Here is an 11,627-nt window from a genome sequence, read left to right on the forward strand (position 1 = left end):
TTATATAAATTATGAGCTTTTTTTTAATTAACGGCGTACATCTTGAGGGGCATCACCATTTGGCCAATCTTTATCTTTGTTGGCTTTGATAGGTCGCGGCAGATGGGTAAAGTAAGCGGCAATATCAACTGCTTCTTGGTCACTAAGTGAGTTACCTTGACCAAAGGGCATTTTGCCTTTGATAAAGGCCGCTGCTGTATAAGTTCGCGCCATACCTGCGCCATCGTTGAAGGATTTGTCTCCAGCTACTGCGGGATAGATATAAGTGCCATCGTCATTATATTGACCTTCGCCATTTTCACCATGGCAAACGCTACATTTTTCAGCAAACAGCTTTTTGCCATTGTCCGTATTTGGCTCTAAAGTTTTGTCTACCTTAACAAAACCGCGCCCTTCAGGCGAGACACCGTAAGGCAAGCCCTGTGATAGCCAGCTCATATAAGACACCATCGCATTCATATCATCTGAACCCAGATCAAGCGCTTTGCCATTCATTGAGCGTTCAAAACAGCCGTTGATGCGTTCTTGTATTGAATTAACGCGACCAGCACGTGACCGATAAATAGGATAAATGCCCGGCATACCATTCCAAGGCGCCGCGTAGGCCTCTGAGCCATTACCCAAGTGACAGCTGGTACAGTTCAACTGGTTGCCGACATTGTCAGGCAGCTCTTTATAAGTATGATTGGCGATTTGTAAGCCGCGACGTACTGCTGCGCCGAACTCATCATCTGGAATAGTAGACTCATCTGGCATGCTGACGGTTAGTTTGGCACTTGGATTTGAGGCCATTTCGTCTTTAATTTCGGCGGCACGTGCCTCAAGTGATTTAACTCGGGCCAATGCTTCAGCTTCTTCGACACGATCGACAGCCTTGGTGTCTTTTTCACTACAGCCTGACAGGCTAACCGCACCAATAGCAAAGACAGCAGCCAGTAAAAAGGAGGAAGAGGGTTTAATCCCTAAAAGTGTTTTCATTGGAATATCCTTATTATCAAAAATAATATGTAATAATATATTTATGTGATAATTTAACTGTCATGATGACAGAAGCAATCTTAATTTTTGTGCAAAAAATCTGAATGAGTAATCAATCTGTAAGTTGCTAGAAACATAATTGTACCAAATATTAAATAATTAAAGTATATAAATAGATAAAGTGTTTTGGCTTAAGCTGGACATGGATTAATTTCATACGGTAGGAAAAACAGTGTTGAAAAAAAATTCAAATTCTATCGATCAAAAAAAGCGCTTAAATATTGATAATATTTAAGCGCTTTTTTGTGGGCAAGTATTCTTAAGATACATTACTTTGTCGTGCTTGATTTTTTATGGCGGCGTGGTTTTAGCTTACGAGAGAGCTTATGGACATCGTTCAATATTTGACTGTATGTCGATGGAAATACACGCTGTACCGCGTCGATTATCTTGGCATCGTTACCAATTAGGCAGCGTGGTTGATTGGTCGCGGCAGCCTGCAAAATAATCCAAGCGGCTTCACTGGCATCAAACTTCAGAAATTTATTAAAGCTTTGAATGGCTTTGGGGCCAGTACGCATGCCAATATCATTAATACTGTCATTACCACGGGCACTATTGGCAATATTGGTTTTAATCCCGCCGGGATGAATACAGGTCGCTGACACGCCGCAGCGCTGAATATCTAACTCTTGGCGTAAGCTTTCGGTAAAACCGCGTACAGCAAATTTACTGGCGTTATACGCAGACTGCGACGGCTGCGCGGTTAAGCCAAACAGACTTGAGATATTAATGATGTGACCATTTTTAGAAAATTGGCGTGGTTTGCCATCCTTACTAGCACTACTATCACTTGCTACTTCGCTTTGTTTGACACTATTTTTAATCAACGGTAAAAATGCCTTGGTGCCGTAAACCACGCCCCAAAAATTGATGTCCATCACCCATTCAAGCTCGCTAATGCTACTGCCTTCGACAGTAGAATATAATGCTACGCCTGCATTATTAAAGATGAAGTTCACTTTACCATGGTCTGCCATGACGCTGTCTGCCCACGCTTCCACGGCTTTATGGTCTGATACATCAAGTACCGTCATGGTCGCTTTGATGTCATAACCGACGAGCAATTCTTTGGTCTGTGCCAGTTGCACCGCGTTGATATCAGAGAGTGCAACATGACAACCCATTTGTGCTAAGTGGATCGCCAGCTCGCGTCCCATACCAGAGCCAGCACCGGTGATAGCGGCGACGTGGTTGCAGTAATAAGGCGCAATATCTTGGTCTTTATTGGTATGAAAAGGTAGGTATTGACGCATTGAGGTTGCGATAGAAGTAACATTGTTAAGCATGATAAACAGTCCTTTGTATCATCAGTGATAGGTGTTGTTAGCACATTTACCTTAGCATGCTTTATGGTTTTAGCTGTGAACGATTGATAAACGCAGCTGTCATTTTTAAGTCATTTATAATTCAAGATAGCCAGACATAAAAAAGCGTCTTAGCTTATAAAGCCAGACGCTTTTTTTAATAACTCATTAACAACACTGAACGATATTTATCCAGTAATGAATTAAGCAATCTTAGGGATTTTACCTTCATTAATCACTTCTGCGTCAACCAGTACGGTTTTGGCATTTTCCATCGAAGGTAACTCATACATGGTTTCAAGCAAGGCGTTTTCTACAATAGAACGCAGTCCACGTGCACCTGTTTTACGCTCCATGGCTTTTTTGGCAATGGCATCAAGTGCTTCTTGCGTAAAGTTAATCTCAGCACCTTCCATATCAAACAGATACTTGTACTGTTTCACCAAAGCATTCTTAGGCTCAGTGAGAATCTGTACCAAGGCTTCTTCATCAAGCTCTTGTAGCGCTGCAATGACAGGTAGACGACCAATAAGCTCAGGGATAAGGCCAAATTTAATCAAATCTTCTGGTTCAACTTGTTGCAGCAAATCAGAGCTACGACGGCTGTCATCTTTTGAGCTGACATCGGCGTTAAAACCAATACCGCCTTTTTCTGTACGCTGCTGAATAACCGCATCCAGACCCGCAAATGCGCCACCAACGATGATTAAAATGTTGCTCGTATCAACTTGGATCAGCTCTTGCTGTGGATGTTTGCGACCACCGTGTGGCGGTATAGCAGCAACGGTACCTTCGATGAGTTTTAGCAATGCTTGCTGTACGCCTTCGCCTGACACATCACGCGTGATAGACGGGTTGTCGCCTTTTTTGCTGATTTTATCAATCTCATCAATATAGATGATACCTTGCTCAGCTTTACTGACATCGTAATCTGATGCTTGTAATAGCTTTTGTACGATGTTTTCAACATCTTCACCAACATAACCTGCTTCGGTTAAGGTCGTCGCATCCGCCATTGCAAAAGGCACATCAAGCAGACGCGCCAAGGTTTGCGCCAGTAAGGTTTTACCAGAGCCAGTTGGGCCGATCAGCAAGATATTGCTTTTAGCCAATTCAACCATGGCATCGTCAGCGCCAATCTTCGCTTTTTTACTGTCTTTGGCTAAGGTTTGGCTAACTTTTAGACGCTTGTAATGGTTATAAACAGCAACGGCTAGGGCTTTTTTGGCGGCGTCTTGTCCGATAACATATTCGTCAAGCTTGGCACGTAATTCTTTTGGCGTTGGTAGTTTTTTATTGACCCAAGAGGTATCAATTTCACTGTCATCATCGCCATCTTCAGCGCTGTCAGCGATTAAATCGGTACATAGCTCAATACATTCATTACAGATATTGGCATCGTCAGCGGCAATCAGCTGCTGTACATCGCTTTTGGCTTTGCCGCAAAACGAGCAATGCGGGGTGTTATCTTCTGCCATATAAAGGCACTCCTAAAATTTAAAACTTACAAATATTTTGATTTTTTACATCAAAGCCAAAACGTATAACGCTCAGGCTTTTGATGCCCATCAAAGCTTTTGCTCTTATGCGGTAATTATAAAGAAGCAGGGCGGCGCTCTAATACTTCGTCGACCAGACCGTACTCTTTAGCCTCGCGAGCATCTAACCAAAAGTCGCGCTCAACGTCTTTTTCGATTTTTTCTAATGGTTGACCAGTACGTTCTGCCAAAATCTCATTTAAACGGGCACGCGTTTTTAGAATTTCACGAGCATTAATTTCGATATCGGTTGCTTGACCTTGCGCGCCGCCTGAAGGCTGATGAATCATGACACGAGCATTGGCAAGAGAATAACGCTTGCCTTTTTGACCAGCCGCAAGCAAGAACGAGCCCATGCTATAAGCGCCGCCCATACAGATGGTCGATACTTCAGGTTTGATAAAGTTCATGGTATCAAAGATCGCCAAGCCTGCACTCACTGAGCCGCCTGGTGAATTAATATATAAATGAATGTCTTTGTCTGGGTTTTCCGCTTCTAAAAATAGCAACTGTGCGACAATTAGATTGGCCATATGGTCTTCGACTTGACCGGTCAAAAAGATAACGCGCTCACGTAATAGGCGTGAGAAAATATCAAACGAGCGTTCACCGCGAGAGGATTGTTCAACGACCATTGGCACCAACGCAGCTTGAGGGGCGCTTTGGGTATATTGCATGCCTTGTGCGTCATTGTGCGCACTCATCAGCATATCAAAATGTGGGTTGGCAGTGATGCGATCATAATCTGTCATAAAGATGTCCTATTTATAAGTACATAAAATAAAGGGATTGAAGCTAGCGAGCGGCTACGCTTGTATGGCTGCTCATCATGCTAGATGTTGCCGCTTTTTAATAATATTAGCTGGCTGAAATAATAAGCGCCAGCTGTCGCTAAAAATAATTGAGCTAATGGTAACTTTTTTATTGAGGCAATAGTAACTTATTAATGTGAAAAATGACTTTCTATTCATAACATGAGTGACTCCCTATTAATAAGGCGTCTGTAACCATTTATCAAGGGGCTTGGTTATAAACGGTCCATAAAGATAGCATATAAATCCCCAATAAAAATGCCCTAACAAATTTGTTAGGGCACTGTGTCAGAGCATTTTTAGATTGCAATTAGCAATGAGTACCATTGAATGGCAAATTGCCAAGTTATCTCACTAAATTACATGCCTTGCTGCTGTTGTTGCTGTGCAGCTAGCAAGTCTTGGTAGCTCACTTCTTTATCAGTCACTTTACCTTGCTCGATTAGATAATCAACCACTTGGTCTTCTAATACAACAGACTCAATGTTAGCGCGCTGCTGCTTGTCATTGGTGTAGTATTCGATCACTTCTGCTGGATCTTCGTAGTTTTCAGCGGCTTCTTTGATGAAGGTTTCAACGCGCTCTTGATCTACTTCTAAGCCTTTGGTGTCGATAACACGGGCAACGATGATGCCAAGACGGGCAGCACGTAGCGCTTGCTCTTCAAATAGCTCATTTGGCAGCATGTCTTTATCAAAGCTATCAGCATTGGCACCGAACTGCTGAGAAAAACGTTGCATCATCATGTTGCGTTGACGCTCGATTTCTTGCTCTAGCATAGCGTTTGGTACGTCAAACTCGTTCTTTTCTAACAATGCGTCAAAAGTTGCTTGCTTAACTTGGCTACGCGCAGCGTTTTTGATTTCGCGTTCCATGTTTTTGCGTACATCTTCTTTCAATTTCTCAACGCCGCCTTCTTTTACACCGAATAGCTCAAGGAACGCATCGTCGATTTCAGGTAGCTTAGATTTTTCAACCAATTTTACGTTGATTTTGAACTGTGCTTCTTTGCCAGCTAGGTTCTCAGCTTGATAATCTTCTGGGAAAGTTACGTCGATAGTTTTTTCTTCGCCAGCTTTCATACCTTTGATACCAGCTTCAAAACCTGGGATCATTTGGTTGCTACCGATGATTAGTTTGAAGTCTTCAGCTGAACCGCCTTCAAATTTTTCGCCGTCGATTGAACCTTCAAAGTCAAAAGTCACTTGGTTATCTTTCGCCGCCATGCCTTTTTTCTCAACGAACTCTTCACGTTGCTTTTGAAGGTTTTCGATCATGGTGTCGACGTCTTCTTCGCTCACTTTAGCAGTGTGACGCTCAACTTCGATCTCATCGATACCTTGTACGTCTACTTCTGGGAAGATTTCGACAGTGGCTTGATAGACCAAGAAATCATCTTCAAGTTTTACATCATCGATGTTAGGCATGCCAACAGCGCGGATGTCTTCAGATTTGATCGCTTCAAAAACGGTATCACGGATAACGTCGTTGATAACTTCTTGTTGAATGCCAGCACCGTACTGTGAGCGGATGTGTGACATAGGGACGTTACCTTTACGGAAACCGTCAATCTTGGCAGTTTTCGCAACTTGACGAATACGGCCTTCAACTTTGTTTTGAATTTTTTCAACGGGTACTTTAACCGTTAGCTGGGTTTCTTTATTAGATAGCTTGTTGGTTGTGACTTGTAAATCTGTAGCCATGTTCATTACACCTTTAAGATTAAATAGTACGTTTGATTGAGTAGTACTTAGGGTTAAATGGTAATAGACAAACCGTGCCTCAAATTACGGGCATGTATCACGGGTTGCCGTTGGAATAAATAGGGAATAGCGATAATGCTGCAACTTCGAAATCAGCACCAGCAGCAATCGCCGCTGATACCAAAAGGCAAATTTGCCCAAGTTGTTAGTGCTATCAAATATCAATCATAAACCGTTAATGCACCGCATAATAACGCTTTTTGGTGAATTATACAGCCAAATAACGGCTTTCAACAAAATTTTAAAAGTAGAACAGTATAATCTATCTGTTTATTAAAGTAAAAATTATCTCTTTAACGGGATGTTTACTTATGTTTCTCACCTTTATAAGAGCACCTATAAAGGCAGTTGTGCCAATAACTGCTGAATCGCCTGACCACGATGACTGATGCTATTTTTATCAGCAGCGCTTAGACTCGCCGCACTGGCTTGCAATTCAGGTAACCAAAACAATGGGTCATAGCCAAAACCACCGTCACCATGCGGTGCCTGCAAAACCTCACCTTGCCATAGACCTTGCGCGATAATTGGTAGCGGATCATCGGCATGGCGCACCATCGCCAATACGCAAACGAACATACCTGCGATGGGAGTATTAGGGTTAGAAGAATCGGCCTGCTGGTCGCGGACAGACTGTAAGTCAGCAATGAGCTTGGTGTTATTCTTGCCATCATTACCATGCTCGCCAGCATAGCGGGCAGAGTAAATGCCGGGTGCATTACCCAATACAGGCACACACAATCCTGAGTCATCAGCAATGGCAGGCAGTCCGCTGATACGGCTGGCATGGCGTGCCTTGATGATGGCATTTTCTACAAAGCTCAGGCCGTCCTCAATCGCATCTTCGATATCGAGCTGACCTTGTGGAATAATGGTCACGTCTAAGTTAGCTTCGGCAAACAATCTTTTGAACTCAGCCAGTTTGCCTTTATTATTACTGGCGAGTACCCACTGGTTATCTGATGTCAATTGGGTAGAGAGTAGCGAGGTATTATTGGTACTCATAAGGTCATTCCGTTATGTAAAGGTGATGATTTAGTCAGTCTAATTTTGTCTTTTGATATTTTTATAGATACTGTATTGATTGATCTTAATAGTCGTGCCAGTATTGATAGCGCGTGGTTTCATAAGGTATAAAGTCATCGTTAAATAAATAACCAATTACTATGCAGATTGTACGGGCTATAACATTTGGTAACTGATATTATTGGTCACTGTTGCTATAATAGGCGACAAGCTACAGTGAAATATATCTTATAGCTTGTGAATATTAAGTTAATAAAAGTCTATATAGTCAAAGACTTGGCTTTTGGACTAAGAATAATAGCAATAAGTAACCGCTAGGTTAATTTTGGATTCATAATGATACGTGATATTGTACTAAGCAATACCGTGTATCAAGCGATAAAGTTCATTTCAAACAATAAACTCAGCCAATTTAGTCCGCTATTTTATAGTGTTTTTTGCGGTGTAAAAATAGCGTAAAATTCAGTCTCTATAATAAGTTTTCATAAACTAACGGCTAAACAGCAAGGATAAAATAATTATGTCAAACATTACATTGCCAGACCTACCATATGCAAAAGATGCGCTAGAGCCACATATCAGTGCCGAGACGCTAGAATACCATCATGACAAGCATCACAATGCATACGTAACTAAGCTCAACGAATTGCTACCAGGTTCTGGTCTAGAAGACAAAACGTTGTCAGAAATCATCGTAGCAACCGCTAAAGATGACAGCAAGCATGGTATGTTCAACCAAGCAGCCCAAGTATGGAACCACACGTTCTATTGGAACTGCATGACGCCAACAAATGGCGGCGGCGAACCTACTGGCGATCTAAAAGCTAAAATTGAAGAAGACTTCGGTAGCTATGACAAGTTCCGTGAAGAGTTCAAAAACGCAGCATTGACTCAGTTTGGTTCAGGTTGGGCATGGCTAGTCGCTGACAAAGTCGGTGGCAAATTGTCAATCGCTAAAACTGCTAACGCTGATACCCCACTTGCACATGACCAAATCGCGGTATTGACTTGTGATGTATGGGAACATGCGTACTATGTAGATTACCGTAACCGTCGTCCTGACTATGTTGACACGTTCCTAGACAAGCTAGTGAACTGGGACTATGCAAATGCGAAATATAAAGGTCAAGATGCTGGCGTTGAAGAGTAATCTTTAAAACTTAAGGTTTTGATTTGAAAAAAGGACGCTGAGAGGCGTCCTTTTTTTTTGTGATAGTTTAAGAACGAACAATTTATTTTTTCTTATCTCTTTGCTTAATATGCTCTTGTGTTTCTAATGGAATCAAATCTGCATAGAGACTTTCTAGTTCTTTTGGCTTAGTTATCAGCTCATCAGCAATAAAATTTAAAATACTGAACAACTTCTGAGCGATTTCAGCATTATCATCTAGATTTATTTGACCAGGATGAACAGCATTATTCCCTATGACTCTTAACAAATCCAAAGCTTGCTGTATTGTAGGACTTAAGCCTTCTGATACCAATTCTTTTATATCAACGTTGATTTTCTTTCCATCTTTTCCTATTTGCTTTAACAGCATTTGTAGAGCTAAGCGCAAAAGGGCAGTAGCTCCTTTCGGTGAATCAATCAAAATATTAGAAGCTTCTATATAAAGAGCTTTGATATCCTCATCTAAATCTTCGTTAGGTACTGGAACTGTAGTTTTCTTAGGATAGATAATTTCTTCATTCACCCATAATGTAAATTCTTCACATGAAGAACAGGTTGCCACTGAAAATCCTTTAGGACAAAATTGATAAAGGTTTTTTTGAAGTTCATTATCAATTACATTCAAAAATTGAATGATGGTTTTTTGATAAAAACTCTCGATACTTGATCTGTAGTTGAGATACAGATGATTAATAATATTGATCGCTGTACTTCCAGCATCATCAGCATCAAACCATTCTTGGGTCGCAACAGTATTGCAATGAGGGCACTGAAACTTATTATCTCTGTAGTTTGGTATCATATATTACTCCATAGCTCGTTTATGCATAAATTCGTATTCTATAGAAAATTATACTCTGTTCTATAACACCTCAAATCCAAACTTACCCAACGCTTCTCGCAGCATCGCAATATTATAATACGCATGCGCATTAACGGTATTTTGAAAGAAGATATAAAGCGTATCAAAGTGCTGACGCTGATTGGCAATCGCTTGTGCCCAGTCCTGCATCTCCGCCTCACTATAGCGATAATCATGGCGGTCAGCAGCACTCATCGCATCCCACCAGTTTAAATTATTACCATGCATACGTAGATAACCAGTACGCTCGGTAAATATCAATCTTGACGGCGGCAATCCACTGACTTTGGGGTAATCGACGCTACACCAAATCAGCCCTTGCTGTGCAAAACTATCGATCACTTGCGGGGTATGCCAGCCGTTATGACGAAACTCAATGGCGAGTGGATAGTCCTGAAACCAACTAACGAGATTGGCCAGATAAAGACGATGCTCGCGAGTACGATCAAAGCCATGTGGAAATTGTAATAGTAAAGGCGCTAAAGCATTGGCTTCGATCAGTGGCGTTAGCGCAGTCAGGAAAGCTTGTGCATGTTCGGCAGTGCCTTTGCGCGCATGAGTGAAGTCTTGATGCAGTTTGACGGCAAATTTCAATTCACTATTTGCTTCGGCATAGGCTTTATTAACCATGCCTGCAAAGGCTTTTTGCCCGATGGGCGCGTAGAAGGTGCTATTAATCTCAACTGCGCCGTATTGCTTGGCGTACTCGCGTAAGAAGTCCGTTTTCTTTGTACCAGTTGGATACAGCGTACCGAGCAAATCGGTATCGCTATAGCCGCCAGTACCAAGATAAATACGTGGGATAGGGTTACTGTCCATGTTGACCACTCACTGCCGTTCTTTGATGATTAAATTTTTGGCTATTTTTTACGTGCCCATAGCCATTCTATTAATGCCAGTAAAGCATCATTGTTTGCGTCATTGCCAAGCTCGCAACTGCTTGATTTATGATGACTCAGTTCACGAATGATGGCTGTGCGTCCGTCATTAAATAGTGATTGCGCATAGCTAGTCGCGTCTTCGACACCCATCAGCTTTACATAGGTAGATTTATCTAGTTTTTCATCGCTGCCAGCAGGTTTACCAAGGGTGTCAGTCGTCATTGTGACATCTAGCACGTCGTCTTGGACTTGGAAGGCAAGACCAATATATTGGGCACACTCTTGCAATGCCATACGCTGTGGAGCAGTTGCACCAGCACAGACGCCGCCCATGAGCATGGCCGCCTCAATTAACGCACCTGTTTTATCACGGTGAATGGCTTCTAAATCCTCCTGCATGATACTTGCACTGGCTTCGGCATTGAGGTCGAGCATTTGACCAGAAACCATACGCCGTGCACGCGGAGCAAATATCGCGATGAGCTGGCTTGCGATATCCGCATCGAACGGCACAAAAGTGGGCAGCTCTGCGGTCAATACTTCGAAGGCTAGCGTCTGTAATACGTCACCAGCGAGTAGGGCGGTTGATTCTTCAAAGACGATATGCGCCGTCGGCTGTCCACGACGTAGATCATCATCGTCCATACATGGCAAATCATCATGCACCAATGAGTAGGTATGCAAAAGCTCTACTGCTAATGCCGCACGGCGTGCCATATCATAATCGGAGTCATTTTCTAATAGCCCTTCCAAATCGTTATTTTGATTGATTTTTTTATCAGGGCTTTTATTGGCATCGTTAGCGGTATTATTAGCATTGCTATGATTGACACTGTCAAAGGCACTGGCGACCAATAATGGGCGTACCAGTTTGCCTTGACCCGTCATCACATAACGGCAGGCATCAATCAGCGGACTTGGCAGTTTGGCATAAGCAAACAGCACGTCGATATCTTGTGCCAGTTGGGCGCGCACGGCACTGTGAAATTGCTCGGTGTTGTTATCAAAACTATCGAAAGACATAAAGCTTGGTGTAGAAGAAACAGTCATAACCCAACCATTTATCAGGTGAATAATAAAAATATCGCTAGTGTAGCATGATAGATTATATAGCTTATGGGGTGAGCCTCATCAATGCCATGTTTTTGGTAGCTTACTGTTAAAAAATCGGTTAAGCACGCCGAGATAATACAACAAGCCCTCGTTACGTATTGGTGATTTAACTTAGT

At 42.3% G+C, this 11,627-nt stretch carries 10 protein-coding genes; 1 reads left to right on the top strand and 9 read right to left on the bottom strand.

What is annotated here, in order from left to right:
• Positions 1–27 precede the first annotated feature (27 nt).
• From JFC10_RS12260 to rdgB, 6 genes are all read right to left on the bottom strand, one after another.
• Positions 28–978 (bottom strand): c-type cytochrome, encoded by a 951-nt coding sequence (locus JFC10_RS12260; protein WP_198333059.1) that lies wholly within the window; start codon positions 976–978, stop codon positions 28–30.
• 329 nt (positions 979–1,307) lie between these two features.
• A complete protein-coding gene (locus JFC10_RS12265) occupies positions 1,308–2,294 on the bottom strand; it encodes an SDR family NAD(P)-dependent oxidoreductase (RefSeq protein ID WP_198333110.1) in 987 nt (328 codons plus the stop codon).
• A gap of 254 nt (positions 2,295–2,548) precedes the next feature.
• Positions 2,549–3,823, bottom strand: coding sequence for an ATP-dependent protease ATP-binding subunit ClpX (clpX, locus tag JFC10_RS12270; protein WP_193011994.1), 1,275 nt, complete (start codon positions 3,821–3,823; stop codon positions 2,549–2,551).
• Positions 3,824–3,939: 116 nt separating this feature from the next.
• Entirely contained in the window at positions 3,940–4,587 is a 648-nt protein-coding gene (gene clpP / locus JFC10_RS12275; RefSeq protein ID WP_287045549.1) for an ATP-dependent Clp endopeptidase proteolytic subunit ClpP, read from the bottom strand.
• Between the two features lie 467 nt (positions 4,588–5,054).
• Positions 5,055–6,398, bottom strand: a complete 1,344-nt coding sequence (gene tig / locus JFC10_RS12280; protein ID WP_198333060.1) for a trigger factor — start codon at positions 6,396–6,398, stop codon at positions 5,055–5,057.
• Positions 6,399–6,794: 396 nt separating this feature from the next.
• Entirely contained in the window at positions 6,795–7,463 is a 669-nt protein-coding gene (gene rdgB / locus JFC10_RS12285; protein WP_198333061.1) for an RdgB/HAM1 family non-canonical purine NTP pyrophosphatase, read from the bottom strand.
• Positions 7,464–8,004: 541 nt separating this feature from the next.
• Between rdgB and JFC10_RS12290 the strand changes: the two genes are divergently transcribed.
• Positions 8,005–8,634, top strand: coding sequence for a superoxide dismutase (locus JFC10_RS12290; RefSeq protein WP_198333062.1), 630 nt, complete (start codon positions 8,005–8,007; stop codon positions 8,632–8,634).
• Positions 8,635–8,716: 82 nt separating this feature from the next.
• Here the strand turns inward: JFC10_RS12290 and JFC10_RS12295 are convergent, their stop codons facing one another.
• The 3 genes from JFC10_RS12295 to JFC10_RS12305 are packed head-to-tail and all read right to left on the bottom strand — an operon-like array spanning position 8,717 to position 11,448.
• Positions 8,717–9,457, bottom strand: coding sequence for a DUF4145 domain-containing protein (locus JFC10_RS12295; protein WP_198333063.1), 741 nt, complete (start codon positions 9,455–9,457; stop codon positions 8,717–8,719).
• Between the two features lie 60 nt (positions 9,458–9,517).
• Positions 9,518–10,336: a DUF72 domain-containing protein gene (locus tag JFC10_RS12300; RefSeq protein WP_198333064.1), complete on the bottom strand. Its 819-nt coding sequence runs from the start codon at positions 10,334–10,336 to the stop codon at positions 9,518–9,520.
• Between the two features lie 41 nt (positions 10,337–10,377).
• Entirely contained in the window at positions 10,378–11,448 is a 1,071-nt protein-coding gene (locus tag JFC10_RS12305; RefSeq protein WP_198333065.1) for a polyprenyl synthetase family protein, read from the bottom strand.
• Between the last annotated feature and the right edge of the window lie 179 nt (positions 11,449–11,627).

Source organism: Psychrobacter aquimaris (assembly GCF_016107525.1).
GTDB lineage: Bacteria > Pseudomonadota > Gammaproteobacteria > Pseudomonadales > Moraxellaceae > Psychrobacter > Psychrobacter aquimaris.